Origin of the sequence: Pseudomonas sp. R4-34-07 (assembly GCF_003852375.1) — a bacterium.
Classification (GTDB): Bacteria; Pseudomonadota; Gammaproteobacteria; order Pseudomonadales; family Pseudomonadaceae; genus Aquipseudomonas.
In genome coordinates, this window is sequence record NZ_CP027760.1 from 738391 (window position 1) to 758536 (window position 20146).

Annotated in this window: 19 protein-coding genes and 1 pseudogene; 9 read left to right on the plus strand and 11 right to left on the minus strand. The window is 62.2% G+C overall.

Going from position 1 to position 20146, the window contains the following annotated elements; translation table 11 throughout:
* The first annotated feature begins 45 nt into the window (after positions 1-45).
* The gene (locus C4J85_RS03150; protein ID WP_124408974.1) at positions 46-603 is read left to right on the plus strand and encodes a DUF4136 domain-containing protein; all 558 of its coding nucleotides are present in this window, start codon (positions 46-48) and stop codon (positions 601-603) included.
* A gap of 16 nt (positions 604-619) precedes the next feature.
* Here the strand turns inward: C4J85_RS03150 and C4J85_RS03155 are convergent, their stop codons facing one another.
* Together C4J85_RS03155 and C4J85_RS03160 are read right to left on the minus strand one after the other, a co-directional pair.
* Positions 620-1468, minus strand: a complete 849-nt coding sequence (locus C4J85_RS03155) for a MaoC/PaaZ C-terminal domain-containing protein (RefSeq protein WP_124408975.1) — start codon at positions 1466-1468, stop codon at positions 620-622.
* A 2-nt stretch (positions 1469-1470) separates the two neighbouring features.
* On the minus strand, positions 1471-2823 hold the full coding sequence (locus C4J85_RS03160) for a 3-oxoacyl-ACP reductase (protein ID WP_124408976.1): 1353 nt from the start codon (positions 2821-2823) through the stop codon (positions 1471-1473).
* Positions 2824-2928: 105 nt separating this feature from the next.
* On the opposite strand from C4J85_RS03160, the gene C4J85_RS03165 reads away from it, so the two are divergent.
* Positions 2929-4206, plus strand: a complete 1278-nt coding sequence (locus tag C4J85_RS03165) for an acetyl-CoA C-acetyltransferase (RefSeq protein ID WP_124365699.1) — start codon at positions 2929-2931, stop codon at positions 4204-4206.
* 135 nt (positions 4207-4341) lie between these two features.
* A complete protein-coding gene (locus C4J85_RS03170) occupies positions 4342-5238 on the plus strand; it encodes a PA4780 family RIO1-like protein kinase (RefSeq protein WP_124361130.1) in 897 nt (298 codons plus the stop codon).
* Positions 5239-5381: 143 nt separating this feature from the next.
* Here the strand turns inward: C4J85_RS03170 and cueR are convergent, their stop codons facing one another.
* The 3 genes from cueR to C4J85_RS03185 all read right to left on the minus strand — a co-directional run bounded on the left by cueR (position 5382) and on the right by C4J85_RS03185 (position 8484).
* Positions 5382-5783 (minus strand): Cu(I)-responsive transcriptional regulator, encoded by a 402-nt coding sequence (cueR, locus tag C4J85_RS03175; protein WP_124361131.1) that lies wholly within the window; start codon positions 5781-5783, stop codon positions 5382-5384.
* Positions 5780-7972: a cation-translocating P-type ATPase gene (locus C4J85_RS03180; protein WP_124408977.1), complete on the minus strand. Its 2193-nt coding sequence runs from the start codon at positions 7970-7972 to the stop codon at positions 5780-5782. Before C4J85_RS03180 ends, cueR begins: the two co-directional genes overlap by 4 nt.
* A gap of 140 nt (positions 7973-8112) precedes the next feature.
* Complete coding sequence (locus C4J85_RS03185) at positions 8113-8484, minus strand: hypothetical protein (protein ID WP_124361134.1); 372 nt, start codon at positions 8482-8484, stop codon at positions 8113-8115.
* Between the two features lie 147 nt (positions 8485-8631).
* Between C4J85_RS03185 and C4J85_RS03190 the strand changes: the two genes are divergently transcribed.
* Together C4J85_RS03190 and C4J85_RS03195 are read left to right on the plus strand one after the other, a co-directional pair.
* Complete coding sequence (locus C4J85_RS03190; protein ID WP_124361135.1) at positions 8632-8823, plus strand: heavy-metal-associated domain-containing protein; 192 nt, start codon at positions 8632-8634, stop codon at positions 8821-8823.
* An 85-nt stretch (positions 8824-8908) separates the two neighbouring features.
* The gene (locus C4J85_RS03195; RefSeq protein ID WP_124365702.1) at positions 8909-10102 is read left to right on the plus strand and encodes a multidrug effflux MFS transporter; all 1194 of its coding nucleotides are present in this window, start codon (positions 8909-8911) and stop codon (positions 10100-10102) included.
* A 13-nt stretch (positions 10103-10115) separates the two neighbouring features.
* Here the strand turns inward: C4J85_RS03195 and C4J85_RS27430 are convergent, their stop codons facing one another.
* The 3 genes from C4J85_RS27430 to C4J85_RS03205 all read right to left on the minus strand — a co-directional run bounded on the left by C4J85_RS27430 (position 10116) and on the right by C4J85_RS03205 (position 11768).
* Positions 10116-10289, minus strand: coding sequence for a hypothetical protein (locus C4J85_RS27430; RefSeq protein WP_164484509.1), 174 nt, complete (start codon positions 10287-10289; stop codon positions 10116-10118).
* 145 nt (positions 10290-10434) lie between these two features.
* Complete coding sequence (locus C4J85_RS03200; protein WP_124408978.1) at positions 10435-11448, minus strand: zinc-binding alcohol dehydrogenase family protein; 1014 nt, start codon at positions 11446-11448, stop codon at positions 10435-10437.
* 26 nt (positions 11449-11474) lie between these two features.
* The gene (locus C4J85_RS03205; RefSeq protein ID WP_124365704.1) at positions 11475-11768 is read right to left on the minus strand and encodes a putative quinol monooxygenase; all 294 of its coding nucleotides are present in this window, start codon (positions 11766-11768) and stop codon (positions 11475-11477) included.
* 117 nt (positions 11769-11885) lie between these two features.
* Here C4J85_RS03205 and C4J85_RS03210 point away from each other — a divergent pair, with 117 nt between their 5' ends.
* From C4J85_RS03210 to C4J85_RS03220, 3 genes and pseudogenes are all read left to right on the plus strand, one after another.
* Positions 11886-12812 (plus strand): LysR family transcriptional regulator, encoded by a 927-nt coding sequence (locus tag C4J85_RS03210; RefSeq protein WP_124408979.1) that lies wholly within the window; start codon positions 11886-11888, stop codon positions 12810-12812.
* Between the two features lie 137 nt (positions 12813-12949).
* Entirely contained in the window at positions 12950-13636 is a 687-nt protein-coding gene (locus tag C4J85_RS03215) for a helix-turn-helix transcriptional regulator (protein WP_124408980.1), read from the plus strand.
* Positions 13637-13734: 98 nt separating this feature from the next.
* A pseudogene (locus tag C4J85_RS03220) lies at positions 13735-15092 on the plus strand (MFS transporter).
* Positions 15093-15324: 232 nt separating this feature from the next.
* Here C4J85_RS03220 and C4J85_RS03225 read toward each other — a convergent pair.
* Positions 15325-16278, minus strand: a complete 954-nt coding sequence (locus C4J85_RS03225) for an adenosine deaminase (RefSeq protein ID WP_124365708.1) — start codon at positions 16276-16278, stop codon at positions 15325-15327.
* Positions 16279-16472: 194 nt separating this feature from the next.
* Between C4J85_RS03225 and C4J85_RS03230 the strand changes: the two genes are divergently transcribed.
* Positions 16473-17564, plus strand: a complete 1092-nt coding sequence (locus C4J85_RS03230; protein ID WP_124408981.1) for a calcium:proton antiporter — start codon at positions 16473-16475, stop codon at positions 17562-17564.
* A gap of 252 nt (positions 17565-17816) precedes the next feature.
* Here C4J85_RS03230 and C4J85_RS03235 read toward each other — a convergent pair whose 3' ends face one another.
* Complete coding sequence (locus C4J85_RS03235) at positions 17817-19175, minus strand: 8-oxoguanine deaminase (protein WP_124408982.1); 1359 nt, start codon at positions 19173-19175, stop codon at positions 17817-17819.
* Between the two features lie 238 nt (positions 19176-19413).
* A complete protein-coding gene (locus C4J85_RS03240; RefSeq protein WP_124361145.1) occupies positions 19414-20100 on the minus strand; it encodes an SDR family oxidoreductase in 687 nt (228 codons plus the stop codon).
* Positions 20101-20146: the final 46 nt, after the last annotated feature.

Genomic DNA, 20146 nt, shown 5'->3' on the forward strand with positions numbered 1-20146 from the left:
CCGCTATTCTGATTTAACGCCTGGACCGAACGTTGGAGAGCCATCATGTTTCGTCGTATCGCTACGCTTGCTTTTGTCATGCTGCTGGGCGGTTGCCAGAGCAACCAGGTCAACCACGATTTTGACGCCAGCCGCGACTTTGCCGCCTACCGTCACTGGGCCTGGAAGGAACCGGCGCTGCAATACCGCCCGGATGACCCGCGCATCAAGAGCGACCTCACCGAGCAACGTATCCGCCAGGCCGTGGGCGAGCAGCTTGACCAGCGCGGCCTGCGCCCAGCAGCGCCCGGCACCAGGGCTGACCTGAATGTGCAGGCCTACCTGATCGTCGAAGACCGCCAGCAGCAGGTCTCCACCAACTACGGCGGTGCCTGGGGCGGGCCATGGAACGGCTATTGGGGCGCGCCGATGTACAACGAAACGCGCAACATCACTTACAAGGTGGCGACCCTGCAGATCGACCTGCTCGACGGCAAGGACGGCAAGCTGGTGTGGCGTGGCAGTGACGAACAAATCATGGCCAGCTCGCCGAACCCCCAGGACCGCAGCGCGGCCATTCGCAACACCGTGAGCAAAATCCTCGCTAACTACCCGCCGCGCTGACGGACAGTGCTGTGTTTCACGCAATCGGCCGCCACTTCCCAAGCATATGCTGGATATCACCCGCGCCGTTCAACACGAACTCGCCAGTTGAACCGGCGCCGCGGGTCATCAGAATCACTTCACTGGGCAGGCGTACGGGTTTCTTGAATTCAACGGCTATTTCGACATTGGCCACCGGCAGTTGCGCGCCCATGGCCGCCAATGTGCGGGCCTTGTTCCACAACCCGTGGGCAATGGCCTGGGGAAAGCCGAATAGCTTGGCCGTCACTGCGCTGAGATGAATCGGATTGTAATCGCCGGATGCGCGAGCATAGCGGCGACCGATATCGGCAGGCGCTTTCCAACGCGTGAGCTCGGTGAGGGCCGCGTCAATTACCAGCGTGCGTTCCTCGGCCTCGCCCTCAAGCTTTACGCTCCGGCACAACATCGTGCTTTCAGCTTCCCAGAGCAGCCCAAGGGCATCCTCGACCACGGTCACCACATCGAACGTCGCACCTTTGGCATGGGGCTTGAGGTTGCCGGTGTACACCCCGACGCTCAGCTCACTCACACTACCCAAGGGGCGATGCAGGCGAATGCGGTTGTTCAGGTGGATCAACCCCAGCAACGGAAACGGGAACGCTTTGTCGGTCAGCAGTTGCATCTGCAGGCCGAATGCGAGGATATGCGGATAGGTCGCCGGCAGCATCGGGCTGTCGGCGAAACCGCAGACCTTGCGGTACGCCGCCACAGCCCTGGGGTCGACGCGAACCTGGCAGCGCAGGCCGTGCTCGGGCAGGGCGCTGCCGGTGATCTTGCGCTTGAGCGCCGCACGCCAGTACAGCGGCGGTAGAAACGGCGTGCTGTCCAGTGTCTGCCATTGCATATTCACGCTCCCAGAAGACTTTGCCCACACACCCGCAGCGCCTGGCCGCTGACGGCACCCGAACCCGGCTGGCTCAGCCAGGCCACGGCTTCGGCCACGTCCTGCGGCACACCGCCCTGGCCCAGGGAACTCATGCGGCGCCCGGCCTCGCGCAGGGCGAACGGAATATGTGCGGTCATCTGGGTTTCGATAAAGCCGGGGGCGACGGCATTGATGCTGATCCCGCGCGTTTGCAGCAGCGGTGCCCATGCCTGGGCCAAACCGATCAGCCCGGCCTTGCTCGCCGCATAGTTGGTTTGCCCGCGATTGCCGGCAATGCCGCTGATGGAAGCCAGCAGCACCACGCGGGCATTGTCGCGCAGGGTGCCGCTGTCGAGCAGCGCCTTGGTCAGCACCTGCGGCGCATTGAGATTGACCGCCAGCACCGCGTCCCAGTATTCCGGGGTCATGTTGGCCAGAGTCTTGTCGCGGGTGATACCGGCGTTGTGCACCAGGATATCGAGGCCGTCCGGCAAGTGTTCGATCAACTGGCCGGCGGCATCTTCGGCGCAGATATCCAGGGTGAGGGTGCGCGCATTCAAGCGGGCGGCCAGGGCGTCGAGGTCGGCCTTGGCTTGGGGCACATCCAGCAGGATCACCTCGGCGCCATCGCGGGCCAGGGTCTCGGCGATGGAGGCGCCAATACCACGCGCAGCGCCGGTCACCAGGGCTTTGCGCCCGGCCAACGGGCGTGTCCAGTCTTCGACCGGCGTGGCGCAGGCCTGCAGGCGAATCACCTGCCCGGAGATATAGGCACTTTTGGGCGACAGGAAAAACCGTAGCGCGCCTTCCAATTGGTCCTCGGCACCCTCGTCCACCTGCAGCAACTGCAGCACACCGCCGCTGCGCAGTTCCTTGGCCAGGGAACGGCTGAACCCTTCCAGGGCGCGCTGGGCGCTGGCGGCGAACGGGTCACTGAGGCTTTCCGGCGCGCGGCCAAGGATCACCAGGTGGGCGCTGTGAGCGAGGTTTTTCAGCAGGGGCTGGAAAAATTCACGTAGCTGCTTGAGCTGATCGGTGTGCTGCAAGGCGCTGGCGTCGAAGACCACGGCCTTGAGCTTGGGACCGTGGCCTGGAATCCACGCCGGCGCGTCCAGCGCTTCGGCACCGTAGCTGTAGACGGCATCGGTGAGTTTGTTGGCAAACGGCAACACTTTAGTCACCAGCGCGCCACCGCCCAGCAGCAGTGCACCTTCCACCGGGCGCAGGCGCCCGGCTTGCCAGCGTTCCAGGCGTACCGGCGACGGCAGGCCAAGGGCGGCGACCAGGCGATGGCCGAGGCTGGAGTTGGCGAAGTCGATATAACGGTCTGACATGGAACGCTCTCCGAAGACTGGGGTTCAAAAGGTGGACCATTCCAGGGTAGCAGTCGTTCGACTAGGCTCACTGATCACGCCCATAACAGACAGAGGGAGCTTTCCATGACTCAATTGCGCCGTGTGGCGATCATTGGCGGTAATCGCATTCCTTTCGCCCGCTCCAACGGCCCCTACGCCACGGCAAGTAACCAGGCGATGCTCACTGCTGCCCTGGAAGGCCTGATCGAACGTTTCAACCTGCACGGCCTGCGCCTCGGCGAGGTGGCCGCCGGCGCGGTGCTCAAGCATTCGCGCGATTTCAACCTCACCCGCGAATGCGTACTCGGCTCGCGCCTGTCGCCGCAAACCCCGGCCTACGACGTGCAGCAGGCCTGCGGCACCGGGCTTGAGGCGGCATTGCTGGTGGCCAACAAGATTGCCCTGGGCCAGATCGAATGCGGTATCGCCGGCGGGGTGGACACCACCTCCGATGCGCCGATTGGCGTCAATGAGGGCCTGCGCAAGATTTTGCTGCAGGCCAACCGCAGCAAGTCCATGGTGGATAAGCTAAAAGTTTTGTTACAGCTTCGTCCGCAGCACCTCAAGCCGGAACTGCCGCGCAACGGTGAGCCGCGCACCGGCTTGTCCATGGGCCAGCACTGCGAGCTGATGGCGCAGACCTGGCAGATTCCTCGCGCCGAGCAGGACCAGCTTGCCCTGGAGAGCCATCAGAAAATGGCCGCCGCCTACGCCGAGGGCTGGCACAACGATTTGCTGACGCCTTTTCTGGGGCTGACCCGCGACAACAACTTGCGCCCTGACCTGACCCTGGAAAAACTCGCCGCGCTCAAGCCCGCTTTCGAGCGCAGTGAAAAGGGCACGCTCACCGCCGGCAACTCGACGCCGCTGACTGACGGCGCCTCGCTGGTGCTGCTGGGCAGTGAAGCCTGGGCCAACGAGCGCGGCTTGCCGATCCTCGCGTACCTGCGCGATGGCGAAGCGGCGGCGGTGGATTTCGTCCACGGTGCCGAAGGCCTGCTGATGGCGCCGGTGTACGCCGTACCGCGTTTGTTGGCCAGGAACGGACTGACGCTGCAGGACTTCGATTACTACGAGATCCACGAAGCATTCGCCGCCCAGGTGTTGTGCACGCTCAAGGCCTGGGAAGATGCCGACTATTGCCGCACGCGCCTGGGCCTGGATGCGCCGCTGGGCGCCATCGACCGCAGCCGTCTGAACGTCAAGGGCAGCTCCCTGGCCGCCGGGCACCCGTTTGCCGCGACTGGTGGGCGCATCGTCGCCAACCTGGCCAAGTTGCTGGATGCAGCCGGGAAAGGACGTGGGCTGATTTCGATCTGTGCGGCGGGGGGGCAGGGTGTGACGGCGATTATCGAACGTTGATTACCGGGCAAAATTGGCATATTGAATGCATTCTTCGTGGGCCAGAGGTCGGTAGCCTCTCCCACCGGCGCGCCGATTGCCGTATAACGAGTGCCACACGCGTGTTTGGTAATACAGGACCCACAATAAAAGCTGATGAAGACTCCTAAACGCATTGAACCCCTGATCGAAGACGGTCTGGTCGACGAAGTGCTGCGCCCACTGATGAGTGGTAAAGAAGCAGCTGTTTATGTGGTGCGCTGCGGCAACGAATTGCGTTGCGCCAAGGTTTACAAGGAGGCGAATAAACGAAGCTTTCGTCAGGCGTCCGAATACCAGGAAGGCCGTAAGGTCCGTAACAGCCGCCAGGCCCGGGCCATGGCCAAGGGCTCCAAGTTCGGCAAGAAAGAAACCGAAGATGCCTGGCAGAACGCCGAAGTAGCGGCGTTGTTCCGCCTGGCCGGTGCGGGCGTTCGCGTGCCCAAGCCGTACGACTTTCTTGAAGGCGTGCTGTTGATGGAACTGGTCGCCGACGAGTATGGCGATGCGGCGCCACGCCTGAATGACGTGACCTTGGAGCCGGACCAGGCGCGTGAATACCACGCCTTCCTGATTTCCCAGATCGTGCTGATGCTGTGTACCGGGCTGGTGCACGGTGACCTGTCCGAGTTCAACGTACTGCTCACGCCAACGGGCCCGGTGATCATCGACCTGCCCCAGGCAGTGGATGCAGCGGGCAACAACCACGCATTCAGCATGCTGGAGCGGGATGTGGGCAACATGGCTTCCTACTTCGGGCGCTTTGCCCCGGAGCTGAAGAAGACCAAGTACGCCAAGGAAATGTGGGCGCTGTATGAAGCCGGTATCCTGCACCCGGCCAGCATCTTGACCGGTGAGTTCGACGAGCCGGAAGAACTGGCGGATGTGGGCGGTGTGATCCGCGAGATCGAAGCGGCGCGGCTGGATGAAGAGCGCAAGCAAGCGAATCGCGCGGCAGATGATGCCCCACCCACCAAGACCGCCGAAGAACCGCCGCCGCCTTGGATGCAGTGATTTCCCGGCACATGGAGATCGAAGTGTGGGAGGGGGCTTGCTCCCGATAGCGGTGGTTCAGTCAATATTTACAGTGACTGATACACCGCCATCGGGAGCAAGCCCCCTCCCACATTTGGTTGTGTGTTGAGTCAGTTGGAGCATCAGGTGCAGCAACTGCCGGAGGCCAATTCCTTGAGGATCGGGCAATCCGGTCGGTGGTCGCCCTGGCAGTGCTCCACCAGGTCTTGCAACGTGTCGCGCAGTTGCGCCAACTCGCGGATTTTTTGATTCAGCTCATCGATATGCTGGCGCGCCAAGGCTTTCACGTCGGCGCTGGCCCGTTGTCGGTCCTGCCACAAGGTCAGCAGTTTGCCGACCTCTTCCAGTGAAAACCCCAGGTCGCGCGAGCGCTTGATGAACGCCAGGGTGTGCAGGTCGTCTGCGCCATAGATGCGATAACCGCTGTCGGTACGGTGGGCTGCCTTGAGCAGACCGATGGATTCGTAGTAGCGAATCATCTTCGCGCTCAGCCCGCTCTGGCGAGCGGCTTGGCCGATATTCATGGGCGTTGATCCTCCAAGTCCTTGGGTTTCCAGGTTTTCAACAGCAACGCATTGCTCACCACACTGACGCTGGACAACGCCATCGCCGCACCTGCCAGCACCGGGTTGAGCAGGCCGAAGGCGGCCAGGGGAATGCCGATCACGTTATACACAAACGCCCAGAACAGGTTCTGGCGGATTTTCGCGTAGGTCTTGCGGCTGATCTCCAGGGCCGCCGGCACCAGGCGCGGGTCGCCGCGCATCAGGGTGATGCCGGCGGCGTGCATGGCTACGTCGGTGCCGCCGCCCATGGCGATGCCGATATCGGCGGCGGCCAGGGCCGGTGCGTCGTTGATGCCGTCGCCGACCATGGCCACCACGCCGGTTTTTTTCAGTGCGGTCACGGTGGCGGCTTTGTCGGCGGGCAGCACTTCGGCGTGTACATCGTCGATGCCCAGCGCCTCTGCAACCACCCGCGCGCTGCCGCGATTGTCGCCGGTAAGCAGGTGGCTGCTGATGTGCTGCGCCTTGAGTTGCTGCACGGCCTGCAGCGCGCCGGGCTTGAGCGTGTCGCCGAATGCGAACAGCCCCAGCACGCGAGGGCTTGTGCCTTGCTCGATCAGCCAGGACAAGGTACGCCCCTCGGCTTCCCATGCCGTCGCGCGCTGACTCAACTGGCCCGCGCTGAGGCCTGCCTCTTCCAGCAGGCGCCGATTGCCCAGGGCCAATTGCCGACCATCAAGGGTACCGGCGATGCCGCGCCCAGTCAGGGACTGGCTGGCGCTGACATCGGCCACGCTCAGCCCGCGTTCGTCACAGGCGTCCAGCACGGCCTTGGCCAGCGGGTGCTCGCTGCCGCGCTGCAAGGCCCCCGCCTGTTGCAGCAGTAACGATTCGTTGCCATCCAGCGCCGCCAAATGGGTGATTTTCGGCGTGCCCGAAGTGAGGGTGCCGGTTTTATCGAAGACTACGGCGCTCACCCCATGGGCATGCTCCAGGACTTCGGCATCCTTGATCAGAATGCCGTGGCGCGCGGCAACGCCGGTGCCGGCCATGATCGCCGTCGGCGTCGCCAGGCCCAAGGCACATGGGCAGGCGATCACCAGTACCGCGACCGCATTGATGATTGCGCTCTCCAGCGGCGCGCCGTACAGCCACCAGCCCGCCAGGGTGAGCAATGCCAGTACCAGCACGGTCGGGACGAATACCTGGCTGACTTTATCCACCAATTTCTGGATCGGTGCCTTGGCGGCCTGGGCGTCTTCGACCAGGCGGATGATCCGTGCCAGCACGCTTTCCGCTCCCAGGGCCCGGGTACGCACCAACAGGCGGCCTTCACCGTTGATCGCGCCGCCAGTAACCGTATCGCCGGGCCGCTTCGGCACCGGCAGGCTTTCGCCGCTGATCAGTGCTTCGTCGGCATGGCTTTGGCCGTCGACCACTTCGCCATCCACCGGAAAACGTTCGCCTGGCTTGACCAGCACCAGGTCACCGAGCGTAAGCGTGTTGATGGCGACCTCTTCCTCGCGCCCCTCCAACACGCGGACCGCCCGCTCAGGGCGCAAGGCTTCGAGGGCGCGTATGGCGCTGGCGGTTTGGCGCTTGGCGCGGCTCTCCAGGTATTTGCCCAGCAGCACCAGGGCGATCACCACGGCTGAGGCTTCGAAGTACAAGTGCGGCGCGGGTTGGGTGAGCCATTGATAGACGCTCAAGCCGTAACCGGCGCTGGTGCCGATCGCCACCAACAGGTCCATATTCCCCGCACCGGCGCGCACGGCTTTCCACGCGGCACTGTAGAACCGCGCACCGAGGATCAATTGCACCGGCGTCGCCAGGGCGAACTGGACCCAGGCGGGGAGCATCCAGTGCACGCCGAAGGGTTCCACCAGCATCGGCAGTATCAGGGGCAACGCCAGCACGATCGCGAGCATCAGCGCCCAGCGCTCGTGGTGCAGGCGTTGGGCTTGATTGGCCTGGGTGGCGGTTTCGCTCTGGGGCAGGGTGGCGCCGTAGCCGGCTTTTTCCACCGCGGCGATCAGTACGTCGGGGGCCATCTGGCCGAGTACTTCAATGTGGGCGCGTTCGTTGGCCAGGTTGACGCTGACCCGTTGCACCCCCGGCACCTTGCCCAGCGCACGCTCCACGCGCCCGGCGCAACTGGCACAGGTCATGCCGCTGATGGGCAGGTCAAACGTGGTGGGTCCATTCATGGGGCAGTCCTCCAGAAGACGATGCTCCTAGGATCAACCTTGACCTGTGGGGAAGGTCAAGCGCGATCGTTCCCACGCTCTGCGTGGGAATGCATCCCCATGAGGCGTCCCCACGCGGAGCGTGGGGACGATCGGCGGCTTCAGTATTCCAGCGTGGCGGCTTTGAGGTACATACCGTCCGGGCCTTGGGCGATACGCAGTTTGCGTACATCGCCGGCCTTGAGTGTGATGTTCTGTGCCGGCGGTGCCAGCATGCCCGGCAAGCAGCCCGGTGTCTGGCCCGGCAGCAGCTTGAGGCGCAATGACACATCGCCCGGCGGCAAATTGAAGGAGGTGGCTTGTTCCTGGAACAGGCGCCCGGCCAGTTGGTCCTGAATGTAGAGGCCGATCTCACAGTTGGTCGGCACTTCCAGGCGCTCGCGGGAAATGATCAGCACCGCATAGTCTTCAGCGGCGGGCGCAACGGCAGAAAAACTCATCAGGCCGGCAAGGGCAAAAATCGACCAGCGCATGGCGAATGCTCCGTGGTTCACATCTATTGAAGGTGAAGCTTGGCCGACGTCGCCACCGAATACCAGCCCGGCCGACGTTTCTGAAACTTGACCTTGCCATCGTGGCAAGGTCGAGACTGCGTTCAACCTCATCAAAGGAGACATGTCATGCAAGTATTCAAGGTGCAAGGAATGACCTGCGGCCATTGCGTTCGTGCGGTGACCCAGGCGGTGCGCAGCCAGGATGCAGATGCCGAGGTCACGGTGGACCTTGCGGCCAAGCAAGTCAGTGTCCAAAGCAAACTGGACCGTGAAGCGATCGCGGGCCTGATCAAGGAAGAAGGCTACACAGTCGTCTGATTCTCGATAGTTAGCGAGCTATCTTAATGTTCAAGACGCCCAAGCGCGGCTAGACTGTCGGGCTGCCGACTCACTTGGGTGTCTGATGAACCTTCGCATAATTCTGATCCTGGGCGCCTTGAGCGCCTTCGCGCCGTTGGCGATCGATTTTTACCTGCCGGGTTTCCCGGCGATGGCAGCCGCTTTTGCAACCGATGAAAAACACATCCAGCTGACTCTGGCGGTGTATTTCGGTGGGCTGGCCATCGGTCAATTGATCTACGGCCCCTTGGCCGACCGCTTTGGCCGGCGCGTGCCGCTGCTCAGCGGCGTCACGCTGTTTACCCTTGCGTCCTTCGCCTGTGCGTACGCGCCCACCCTGGAATGGCTGATCGGCGCGCGCTTCGTGCAGGCCCTCGGCGGTTGTGCGGGCATGGTGATCTCACGGGCGGTGGTGAGTGACAAATGCGATGCCGTGGGCTCGGCCAAGGTGTATTCGCAACTGATGTTGGTGACTGGCCTGGCGCCGATTCTCGCACCGCTGGCGGGCGGGATAATGGTAGGCGTGTGGGGCTGGCAGTCGATTTTCCTGGCGCTGTCGCTGTTCAGCGTGATGGCGGCGGTTGCGGTGGCGGTGGGCTTGCCGGAAACGTTTCCGGCGCATCAGCCGCGCCAGCCGTTGTCCGGCTCGCTGCGCCGCTACGGCGCGCTGTTGTCAGACCGGGTTTACCTCGGCTACGCCTTGACCGGCGGCATCTCGATTGCCGGGATGTTTGCCTACATTGCCGGTTCGCCGTTCGTGTTCATCAAGCTGTATGGCGTCCCCGCCGAGCATTACGGCTGGCTGTTTGGCTCCAACGCCGCCGGGTTTATCCTGGTGGCGCAGTTGAATGCGCGGCTACTGGCCAAGCGCGGCCCGGCGTTTTTGCTCTCGCGTACGGTGTGGGTTTACGTAGCGGCGGCGTTGGCCCTGCTGGGCATTGCAGCGCTGCGCACCGAAGCCCTTTGGCCGTTGCTGGTGCCGCTGTTCATCTGCATCGCCAGCCTGGGCTGCATTTTGCCTAACACCTCGGCGTGCGCCATGAACGGGCAAGGCGCCCGTGCCGGCAGCGCGTCGGCGTTGCTCGGTTGCATTCAGTTCGGCGTGGCGGCGGGGGCGGCATCGTTGGTGGGCGTGTTGCATGACGGCACGGCGATGCCGATGGCGATGGTCATCAGCCTGTGCGGTGTACTGGCGGTGACGATTGCGATGTCGACCCAGCGCCTGCAACGGGCCAGGGCCGCGCAGGCGCAGGTCTGATCTGAAGGACCGATCAGCCAGCGGCGGCGCGTTGCTGGCTGAGTGGGAAACGGTGGGGAGCCTGGATGCGGGCTTGCAAGGTGTCGGCGAAAGCACGGGCCTCGGCTTCGGTGTGGAAAATAATCGACTTCTGGTCCAGGCGGACCTCCCACTGCGATTTTGCTAACGCTTTTATCAGGATCTTCATTGCTGACTTCCTCACGTAAAAGAATCGTGGCAAAGGCGGCCAATATAAACCCGTATGCGCGCACAAATATGACAAACGTCAACTCTCGGACTAATGGTGTCGCCCATTACCTACATCAATGACAGACGACACTGACAGCCGTTTTCTAGAACCCTTCTAAAACGATCTTGCCCTTGGCCTTGCCGCTTTCCAGCAGCGCGTGCGCACGTCGCAGGTTCGCCGCATTGATCACGCCGAAGTGCTCGCCTACCGTGGTTTTCAGGGTGCCGGCGTCGATTAGCGTGGCCACGCGGTTGAGCAAGTGATGCTGCTCGATCATGTCCGGTGTCTCGAACATCGAGCGGGTGTACATGAACTCCCAATGCAGCGACAGGCTCTTGCGCTTGAGCTTGCTGACGTCCAGCGCCTTGGGGTCATCGATCAGCGCCAGCTTGCCTTGGGGCTGCAGGGCTTCCACCAGTTGGTCGAGGTGATGGTCGGTCTGGGTCAGGCTGGCGACGTGGGTCACGTGCGGGTGGCCGGCGTGTTTCAGCGCTTCGCTCAGCGGCTGGCTATGGTCGATCACCAGGTCGGCGCCGAGGGCCTTGGCCCATTCTTGAGTCTCCGGGCGCGAGGCGGTGCCGATGACCTTCAGTGCAGTGAGCTGGCTGGCCAACTGGGTCAGGATCGAACCCACGCCGCCCGCTGCGCCGACGATCAGCAGGCTCTGGCCCAGGTCCGCTTTGCCCTCGGGGACCTGCAGGCGTTCGAACAGTAGCTCCCAGGCCGTGATGGCGGTCAACGGCAGCGCGGCGGCTTCGGCAAAACCCAGGGTCTGTGGCATATGGCCGACGATGCGTTCATCCACAGTGTGCAATTGGCTGTTGCCGCCCGGGCGCACCAGGGAGCCGGCGTAGAACACCTTGTCACCAGCCTTGAACAGCGTGACTTCGCTGCCGACCGCCTTGACCACACCGGCCACGTCCCAACCGAGCACCTTGGCCGCGCCGTTTTCCGGGGCGACGTTCTGGCGCACCTTAGTGTCCACCGGGTTGACCGAGATGGCTTTGACTTCCACCAACAGGTCGCGCGGCCCGGCCACGGGCTCGGGCAGTTCGATGTCTTGCAGGGCGTTCGTGTCGCTGATGGGCAGGCAGCTGTAGTAGGCGATGGCTTTCATGATTTCTCCGGGTAAAGGGTTGGTGGTCAGGCGAGAAACTTCAGGCGCTTGAGGTCGAAGTGTTCAATCACCTCGGCGGCCTGGGCCCGGAAGCTCTGGATATGCGCGCTCTGATCGTGGTCGGCCAGGGCCGCCTCATCGCTCCAGCGCTCGAGCATGTAGAACGTCTCGGGATGTTGCAGATCCTGATGCAGGTCGTACTGCTCACAGCCGGGTTCCAGGCGGGTCGGTTCGAGCAGGCCGCGCAGCAGGGTTTCCAGAGTGGCTTGTTGGCCAGGCTTGGCGATCAGCGTGGCGATGACGTTAAAAGCAGTGGACATACTCAACTCCTGGTCGAAAAGGTACGGCGTGGGCAGATGATTGGCTATTTCCAATGCAGATAAAAGCCGATAAAACAGCGTTCTGTTTCAATAAAAAATTGATATTGGCGGGAATGCATGCTTCGCTTTGATGATTTGCAGTTATTTGTGCGGGCGGCGGACCTGGGCAGTTTGTCCGCAGCCGCGCGGGTGATGGACCTGTCCCCCGCAGTGGCCAGTGCCGCGTTGAAGCGTATAGAGCAGCAACTGGGCACGCGCTTGCTGGCACGCTCCACCCGCAGTTTGCGCTTGACCGCCGAGGGCGAAGGTTTTCTCACCTACGCCCGCGCCGCGTTGAGTTCACTGGATGAAGGGCGGCGCTTGTTGGCCAGTGGGCAGGACCACGTGAGCGGCCTGCTGCAACTGTCGGCGCCTTCGGATTTCGGCCGCAATCAGCTGTTGCCCTGGCTGGATGATTTCCAGCGTGAATACCCGCAACTGAGCGTGCGCCTGTTGCTGGGTGATCGCATAGCCGACCTGTTCCGGCAACCGGTAGACATCGCTTTGCGCTATGGCGAACCCGAGGATTCAAGCCTGGTGGCGCTGCCCATCGCCCCGGAAAATGTGCGGGTGCTGTGCGCAGCACCCAGTTATCTGGCCCGTTATGGCGAGCCGCGACACCTTGAACAACTGGCCCAGCATAATTGCTTGCTCTATATGCTCGCCGGTCGCGTGCATGACCACTGGCGTTTTTTTGATGGCAAGCGCGAGGTCAGCCTGACCGTCACGGGGGACCGGGTCAGTGACGACGCCGACGTGGTGCGCCGCTGGGCGGTGGCGGGTGTGGGCATTGCCTATAAATCCTGGCTGGATGTGAGTACCGACGTCGTGGCTGGGCGTTTGCGCTTGATCCTGCCGGAGCTGCGCGGTGAGCGCACGCCGCTTAACCTGCTGTGCGCGCATCGTGCGCAGTTGAGCAAACCCGTCAACCTGCTGCGGGAGATGCTCGTGTCCCGTTGTGCGACATTGACGGCGCAACGGTCGGAGCGATTCGCTGCTAAGTAATGGCCGGCAGAAAAGCAGGAAATTTCGCTCAAGTGCTGTCCCTGTCCAGGCTGTAAGACGCCATGGAACCGGCTGTTTTGGCCCCTATACTTTGGCGCCAACTGCGGCAGAAAAACGCGTCAACAGGGAGTCGAGAGATGGAACAGGCACCATGCATCAGTCATATCGCCAGCTTGCTTGCCGAGCCCAAGCGCACCGCAATGCTGTGGGCATTGATGGACGGTTCGGCAAAATCTTCAGAGGAGTTGGCGACGTGCGCCGGGTTGTCTGCAGCGTCGGCCAATGCCCATTTGGCGCGGTTGACCGGCAGCGGCCTGCTGCGGGTCGAAGCGCGACGGGGCAAGCGGCTGTTTCGTGTGGCGGCTGCGGACGTCAGCGCCGCCATCGATGCCCTGGCGACGACGACCATGGCCAGTGTCGGGCGCAGCACGCCGGATACTCAGCCAGCGGCGTTGCGGGTACCACCGTTGTTGCGTCGCGCCCGTGTATGCCAGGACCACCTCGGCGGTGAACTGGCGGCCGGCCTGTACCAGCGGATGATGGAAGCAGGGTGGATCCAGCGCTACGAACAACGTACCGAAGTCACGGTCAAGGGCACCCAGCATTTGGCGAGCCTGGGTATCTTTATCCAGGCATTCTCGTCGCCGTTGGTGTGTGACTGTTTCGACTGGAGCCAACAGCAACCGCATGTGGGCGGTGCGCTCGGCGCGGGGTTGTTGCAACTGTTCCTGCAGTCGAACTGGGTCAGTGCGATCGATGAATCCCGGGCCTTGGCGGTCAGCGACGCCGGGCTTGCGGAGATCAACCGGCTGGCCACAGCGTAGGCGCGTCGCTCCTGGTTTCGGTCAGGTCGCATCCAGCAAACGCCAGGGCAGACGATGCCGCACACTCTTTGGGGGACTTTTCAGACAGGGGCGGCGGCATGGGTATGCAAGGCTATAGCGCAGCGGAGCGGCTGGAACGGTTGCCCATCAGTGGTTACCACCGAATCATTTTCATCATCATTGCCCTGGCGTTTTTCTTCGACTCCATGGACCTGGCGATGATGACGTTTCTATTGGGCTCGATCAAAGCCGAGTTCGGCCTGAGTACGGCCCAGGCCGGCTTACTCGCCAGTTCGAGCTTTTTCGGCATGGTGATCGGTGCGTCGCTCTCGGGGATGCTCGCGGACCGTTTCGGGCGCAAGCCGGTGTTCCAGTGGAGCATCGTGTTGTGGGGCGTCGCCAGCTACCTGTGCTCCACGGCGCAGACGGTCGAGACGCTGACGCTGTTTCGCATCTTGCTGGGCATTGGCATGGGCATGGAATTTCCCATTGCACAGTCGATGTTGTCGGAGCTGATTCCGGCGAAGCGACGCGGGCGGTATATCGCGTTGATGGATGGTTTCTGGCCGCTGGGGTTTGTCGCCGCCGGGGTGCTGTCGTATTTCCTGCTGCCGGTGGTGGGCTGGCGCGACATCTTTCTGGTGTTGGCGGTGCCGGCGGTATTTGTGCTGGCCATCCGGTTCTTTATTCCGGAATCGCCACGTTGGCTGGAACAGGCCGGGCGCCATGAGGCGGCGGACAAGGTATTGCTTGGCATCGAGCAAAAGGTGCGCGACTCCCTCGGGCGCGCCGACTTACCTGAGCCGGTGGCCTTGCCGCGAGTGGCGAGTACCCCAGGCACGTTCTTCTCGGCCTTCCAGCAACTGTGGTCGGCGCAGTACTGATGATCTGGAGTGTTTGGTTCTTTGCCCTGCTCGGGTTCTACGGGCTCACCTCGTGGTTGAGTGCGTTGTTGCAGCAGTCAGGCTTTGCCGTGACGCAATCGGTGTATTACACGGTGATCATTTCCCTGGGCGGAATACCGGGTTTCCTCATGGCCGCGTGGCTGGTCGAGCGTTGGGGGCGTAAGCCGGTGTGCGTGGTGACATTGCTGGGTGGCGGGGTGATGGCATTTTTGTATGGGCAGAGTGCGGTGTTTGGCGGCAACGTCGGGCTGCTGATTACGTCCGGCTTGTTGATGCAGTTCTTTCTATTTGGCATGTGGGCGGTGTTGTACACCTATACGCCCGAGCTATATCCCACCTCGGCGCGCGCAACCGGGTCCGGCTTTGCTTCGGCGATCGGGCGGGTGGGGTCGTTGCTGGGGCCACTGGTGACCGGGTTGGTGTTTCCGGTTACCGGACAGGGCGGGGTGTTTGCCTTGGGCGCGCTGTGTTTTGCGGTGGCGGCGCTGGTAGTGTGGGTGTTCGGGATGGAGACCAAGGGCAAGACGTTGGAAGAACTCACTCAGGCTTGAGACTGGTGGGGTAGATGTGGGGGAAGGCCCTAGTGCAGCCGGTCAAGCGAACGTAGTCCACTGTAGGAGCGAGCTTGCTCGCGAAAGACGCCCAGGCAACGCGTTCATTCTGAATAAACGCGGGGGGCCTGAGTTCTTCGCGAGCAAGCTCGCTCCTACAAAAAGCCTTAACTGACTGGCATTAGGGTTTGCCCCTTCCCACATTCAGCCTTCGCTATTCAGTGAATAACGGTCAAGGCTTTACCAGTCGCGCATCCAGGCTGTTCTGCGCCAGGCGTTTGGCCTGGTCCTGGGTCATGCCCAGGGAGGTGTGCAGCGCGTGGAAGTTCTCGGTGACATAACCGCCGAAGTAGGCCGGATCGTCCGAGTTCACGGTGACCTTCACGCCACGCTCGAGCATGTCGAGGATGTTGTGCTGGGCCATGTCGTCGAATACGCACAGCTTGGTGTTGGACAGTGGGCACACGGTCAGCGGGATCTGCTCGTCGATGATGCGCTGCATCAGGCGCTCGTCTTCGATGGCGCGCACGCCATGGTCGATACGCTGGATTTTCAGCAGGTCGATGGCTTCCCAGATGTACTCGGGCGGGCCTTCTTCGCCGGCGTGGGCCACGGTGAGGAAGCCTTCGTGACGGGCGCGGTCGAACACACGCTGGAACTTGCTCGGCGGATGCCCCATTTCTGAACTGTCCAGGCCCACGGCGACGAACGCGTCACGGAACGGCAGCGCCTGGTCGAGGGTTTTCTCGGCTTCGGCTTCGCTCAGGTGGCGCAGGAAGCTTAAGATCAAGCCGCTGGTGATGCCCAGTTGCTGCTCGCCGTCTTTGAGGGCGGCAGCGATGCCGTTGAGCACCACTTCGAACGGCACGCCACGGTCGGTGTGGGTTTGCGGGTCGAAGAAGGGTTCGGTGTGGATCACGTTCTGGGCTTTGCAGCGCAGCAGGTAGGCCCAGGTCAGGTCGTAGAAATCCTGGGACGTGCGCAGCACATCGGCGCCCTTGTAGTACAGGTCGAGAAACTCTTGCAGGTTATTGAACGCGTAAGCCTTGCGCAGGGTTTCGACGTCGTTCCACGGCAGTGCAATCTTGTTGCGTTCGGCCAGGGCGAACAGCAGCTCGGGCTCCAGCGAGCCCTCCAGGTGCAGGTGCAGTTCAGCCTTGGGCAGGGCGTTGAGCCAATCGTACATGTCTAAAAATCTCATCAGGTGCAATGGCGGCATTCTACAGGCCATGGCCGAAATAATCGGCAAAACCTGACCAGCAGGAGAGTATTTGATTTTTTCGCGCAAGAGCGGCGTGAACTAAGGTGTAACGAAACGTTAGCGGCTGGGCGCAGTCTGTACCCCAACGATGACTGATTTGCTGCACATAAAGGCCTCCCATGCTCACTTCCCTCAAGCAAGAAAAATTCATGCTGCTGGCGCTGATTGCCGCCATTGCCGCCTACCCGCTGGAACACTGGATGCTCCACAGCGGGCAGATTGTGGCATTGCTCGCGGGCCTCGGTTTGATCGCGTTTATCGTGATGGCGTCGATGCGTGTAGCCCATCATGCCGAGCAACTGGCGGAAAAGGTCGGCGACCCTTACGGCACCATGATCCTGACCTTGGCGGCCGTGCTGGTGGAGGTGGTGATCCTGGCGATCATGATGAGCAACGAGCCTTCACCCACACTGGTGCGCGACACCATCTATTCGGCGGTGATGCTCGATATCAACGGCATCCTCGGCCTGGCCGCGCTGATGGGCGGTATCAAGCATGGCGAGCAGTCCTACAACGATGATTCTGCGCGCACCTACAGCGTGATGATTCTCACCGCCATGGGCGTGTCGATGGTGGTGCCGGAATTTATCCCCGAGGCCGACTGGAAAATTTACTCGGCCTTCACCATCGGCGCCATGGTAGTGCTCTACACCCTGTTTCTGAGAATGCAGGTCGGCCCACACAGTTATTTCTTCAGCTACAGCTACCCGGAAAAACGCCGCAAGAAATTGCCGGAAGACGAGCAAGCGCCGCCCGTGAACCTCGCGTTCTCGATCGGCATCCTGGTGTTTGGCGTGATTGTGATTGGCGCGTTGGCCGAGGTGATGTCCAAGACCCTCGACCTGGGCCTGGAAGGCACGGGCGCGCCGCCGGTGATCACCGCGATTGTAGTGGCGGCTATTTCCGCCGCGCCGGAAATCCTCACCGCCTTGCGCGCCGCCTTGGCCAACCGCATGCAGTCGGTGGTGAACATCGCACTGGGTGCCTCGTTGTCGACGGTGATTCTGACGGTGCCGGTCATGGAAGCGATGGCGCTCTACAGCGGCCAGCCGTTCCAGATGGCAATGACGCCGGTGCAGACGGTGATGGTGTTTATTACGCTGATCGTCAGTGCGATCAACCTCAATGATGGTGAAACCAATGCCATTGAGGGGATGACGCATTTTGTGTTGTTTGCGACGTTTATCATGTTGTCGCTGTTGGGGTTGTAACCCGATTTCAAGCACACCATAAAGCCAAATGTGGGAGGGGGCTTGCCCTAATGCCAGTCAGTTAAGGACGAACACTGTACCTGTGGCGAGGGAGCTTGCTCCCGCTGGGCCGCGAAGCGGCCCCAAAAATGGGACTGCTGCGCAGTCCAGCGGGAGCAAGCTCCCTCGCCACAGGTTACTTTTTACCCTTTCTACTTCTTAACTGACTGGCATTAGGGCTTGCCCCCTCCCACATGTTGAACTTCGTTTGGCTTAGTTTCCGGCGATCAGCTGGCGCGCCGCCTGGCTGTGATCGGCGATCAGGCCTTTCAGGTCCAGGCCTTCCACCTGCCCATCAATGACCCGCCACTTGCCGCCGATCATCACCCGGTCCGCCCGATCTGCGCCGCACAGCAGCAGTGCGGAAATCGGATCATGGCTGCCGGAGAAGCGCAGCTCATCGAGTTTGAACAGCGCCAAGTCAGCCTGTTTGCCTACGGCCAGTTCACCAATATCCGTACGCCCCAGTAGCTGCGCCGAGCCTTTGGTCGCCCAGCCCAATACACCTTCGGGCGTGATTTTTTCTGCCCCGTAACGCAGACGCTGGATGTACAGGGCCTGGCGGGTTTCGAGGATCATGTTCGAGGCGTCGTTGGAAGCGGAACCGTCCACGCCCAGGCCGATGGGGGCACCGGCGGCGAGCAGGTCGAGGGTCGGGCAGATACCGGAGGCCAGGCGCATATTCGAACTCGGGCAGTGGCAAATGCCCGTGCCGGCAGCGCCCAGGCGGGCGATTTCATCCGGATTGAAATGAATGCCATGGGCCAGCCAAGTGCGCGGGCCAAGCCAGCCTACGCTGTCGAGATAGTCCACGGTGCGCAGGCCGAAGCGCTGCAGGCAGAAGTCTTCCTCGTCGAGGGTTTCCGCCAAGTGCGTGTGCAGGCGCACGTCGAGCGAGGTGGCCAGTTCGGCGCTGGCTTGCATGATCTCCGGGGTGACGGAAAACGGCGAGCAGGGTGCGAGGGCGATCTGGATCTGCGCACCGTCGCCGCGCTCGTGGTATTGGCGGATCAGGCGCTGGCTGTCGTCGAGGATCACTTGGCCTTGTTGCACGGTCTGCTGCGGCGGCAGGCCACCCTCGGCTTCGCCCAGGCTCATGGAACCGCGGGTGAGCATGGCGCGCATGCCCAGTTCACGCACGCTGTCGACCTGCACATCGATGGCGTTTTCCAAACCGTCGGGGAACAGGTAGTGGTGGTCTGCCGCTGTGGTGCAGCCGGAGAGCAGCAATTCGGCGAGTGCCACCTTCGACGCCAGGGCGAGTTTTTCCGGAGTCAGTCGGGCCCAGACCGGATACAGGGTTTTCAGCCAGGGAAACAGCGGCTGGTTGACCACCGGCGCCCAGGCGCGGGTCAGGGTTTGGTAGAAGTGATGGTGGGTGTTGATCAGTCCGGGCAGAACCACGTGCTCGTGGGCATCGAACACCTGCGCACAGGGTTGTGCAGGTGCTTGCCCTTGGGCCAGCAATTCGGTGATGACGCCGTCTTGCAGCACCAGGCCGCCACGGGCATCGAGGCCATTGGCGGTGAAGATCGCGAGGGGATTTTTTAACCAGATACGGGTCGCAGGCATTGGCCGGCTCCTCTGAATGATGGGTTCAGGTTTGCCAGCTCAGTGTTGCCCTGTCTGCTGATCCAGGGTCGCCGGGGAAGGCGAGGCGGGTAGATTACGTGTTGGTCCACATGCAGGCAAGCGGACGCGGTCAGTGTGGGAGGGGGCTTGCTCCCGATAGCGGTGGATCAGCCAACTTATATATGACTGAAATACCGCCATCGGGAGCAAGCCCCCTCCCACAGGTTAATCGGTGTATCTACCAGGCGATGGTGTCGCCTTTGTAATCCACGAAATGGTGACCGCCTTTGCCGGTGTAGGCATTTACCTGATCCACCAGGCCGCGCACGCTGGTTTCGACGTCGATGTGCGCATTCTCGCCGCCCATGTCGGTTTTCACCCAGCCTGGGTGCAGCGATAACACTGTCGGCTTGTGTTCGCCCAGTTGGGTGACAAAGCTGTTGGTCATGGAGTTGAGCGCCGCCTTGCTGGCTTTGTACAACGCCATGTCCGAACCATCAGGAATGGTGACGCTGCCCAGCACCGAACTCATGAAGGCCAGCACGCCGGTGTCCTTGCGGATCTGCCCGACAAAACGCTGGGCCAGGTTGATCGGGGCCACAGCGTTAGTGAAAAACAGTTGGCCGACTTCCGCCAGTGTCGCGTGGCCAGGTTCCTGGTTCGCCGGGCCCTTGACGCCGGCGTTGACGAACAGCAGGTCGAAGGTGCGGTCTTTCAGGCGCTGGGCCAGGGCGATCACGGCTTGCTGATCGTCCATGTCGAGTTTCTCGATCTGCACCGGGCCCACGGCTTTCAGGGCGTCAGCCTTGTTCGGGTCGCGCACGGTGGCGGTCACGTCCCAGCCGTCCTGGAGCAGTTGCTTGACCAGGCCAAGGCCCAGCCCGCGCGAGGCGCCGATGATCAGTGCGGTTTTTGGCGTAGGCATGAAAAGCTTCCTTTTAGAGTCGCGGTTCAGGGAGTTCAGCAAATAA

Excerpts from the sequence above, each read along its gene's own strand:
- C4J85_RS03155 (WP_124408975.1), bottom strand. The coding sequence starts at position 1,468 with ATGCAATGGCAGACACTGGACAGCACGCCGTTTCTACCGCCGCTGTAC.
- C4J85_RS03225 (WP_124365708.1), bottom strand. The coding sequence starts at position 16,278 with ATGTACGATTGGCTCAACGCCCTGCCCAAGGCTGAACTGCACCTGCAC.
- C4J85_RS03235 (WP_124408982.1), bottom strand. The coding sequence starts at position 19,175 with ATGCCTGCGACCCGTATCTGGTTAAAAAATCCCCTCGCGATCTTCACC.
- C4J85_RS03150 (WP_124408974.1), top strand. The coding sequence starts at position 46 with ATGTTTCGTCGTATCGCTACGCTTGCTTTTGTCATGCTGCTGGGCGGT.
- C4J85_RS03215 (WP_124408980.1), top strand. The coding sequence starts at position 12,950 with ATGGAACAGGCACCATGCATCAGTCATATCGCCAGCTTGCTTGCCGAG.
- C4J85_RS03180 (WP_124408977.1), bottom strand. The coding sequence starts at position 7,972 with ATGAATGGACCCACCACGTTTGACCTGCCCATCAGCGGCATGACCTGT.
- C4J85_RS27430 (WP_164484509.1), bottom strand. The coding sequence starts at position 10,289 with ATGAAGATCCTGATAAAAGCGTTAGCAAAATCGCAGTGGGAGGTCCGC.
- C4J85_RS03210 (WP_124408979.1), top strand. The coding sequence starts at position 11,886 with ATGCTTCGCTTTGATGATTTGCAGTTATTTGTGCGGGCGGCGGACCTG.
- cueR (WP_124361131.1), bottom strand. The coding sequence starts at position 5,783 with ATGAATATCGGCCAAGCCGCTCGCCAGAGCGGGCTGAGCGCGAAGATG.
- C4J85_RS03230 (WP_124408981.1), top strand. The coding sequence starts at position 16,473 with ATGCTCACTTCCCTCAAGCAAGAAAAATTCATGCTGCTGGCGCTGATT.
- C4J85_RS03160 (WP_124408976.1), bottom strand. The coding sequence starts at position 2,823 with ATGTCAGACCGTTATATCGACTTCGCCAACTCCAGCCTCGGCCATCGC.
- C4J85_RS03165 (WP_124365699.1), top strand. The coding sequence starts at position 2,929 with ATGACTCAATTGCGCCGTGTGGCGATCATTGGCGGTAATCGCATTCCT.
- C4J85_RS03200 (WP_124408978.1), bottom strand. The coding sequence starts at position 11,448 with ATGAAAGCCATCGCCTACTACAGCTGCCTGCCCATCAGCGACACGAAC.
- C4J85_RS03185 (WP_124361134.1), bottom strand. The coding sequence starts at position 8,484 with ATGCGCTGGTCGATTTTTGCCCTTGCCGGCCTGATGAGTTTTTCTGCC.
- C4J85_RS03190 (WP_124361135.1), top strand. The coding sequence starts at position 8,632 with ATGCAAGTATTCAAGGTGCAAGGAATGACCTGCGGCCATTGCGTTCGT.
- C4J85_RS03195 (WP_124365702.1), top strand. The coding sequence starts at position 8,909 with ATGAACCTTCGCATAATTCTGATCCTGGGCGCCTTGAGCGCCTTCGCG.
- C4J85_RS03205 (WP_124365704.1), bottom strand. The coding sequence starts at position 11,768 with ATGTCCACTGCTTTTAACGTCATCGCCACGCTGATCGCCAAGCCTGGC.
- C4J85_RS03170 (WP_124361130.1), top strand. The coding sequence starts at position 4,342 with ATGAAGACTCCTAAACGCATTGAACCCCTGATCGAAGACGGTCTGGTC.
- C4J85_RS03240 (WP_124361145.1), bottom strand. The coding sequence starts at position 20,100 with ATGCCTACGCCAAAAACCGCACTGATCATCGGCGCCTCGCGCGGGCTG.